Origin of the sequence: Neisseria sp. P0009.S008 (assembly GCF_051958615.1) — a bacterium.
Classification (GTDB): Bacteria; Pseudomonadota; Gammaproteobacteria; order Burkholderiales; family Neisseriaceae; genus Neisseria; species Neisseria subflava.
Genome location: NZ_JBQCVG010000112.1, coordinates 1 through 232, shown reverse-complemented (window position 1 = coordinate 232; position 232 = coordinate 1). Strand labels below are relative to the sequence as shown.

Sequence of the window (232 nt, the reverse complement as noted above, 5' to 3'; positions counted from 1 at the left end):
CGCCAACTCGGTTTCGCAGATTTTTTGAATATCGGCGAGGAAGCGAACGCGGTCAAAATCGGGATAGATGCCGCTTAATGCAATACGGTGGGGGATGGCTTGTGCTTCAAATTCGAGAAATTCGATGATGCCTGTTTCAACCGGGTGGTCGATAAGCTCGGCGTATGAGGCCGTCTGAAAAGTGGTCGCCGAGGTTTGGGGTAGGGTGGTGGCTATCTGCCATGTGTGTGGC

General features: G+C 53.0%; 1 protein-coding gene. It reads right to left on the bottom strand.

Going from position 1 to position 232, the window contains the following annotated elements; translation table 11 throughout:
* Positions 1 to 232: M61 family metallopeptidase (locus ACTHSQ_RS11495; protein ID WP_440375976.1), on the bottom strand; the 232-nt coding region annotated here is incomplete at both ends.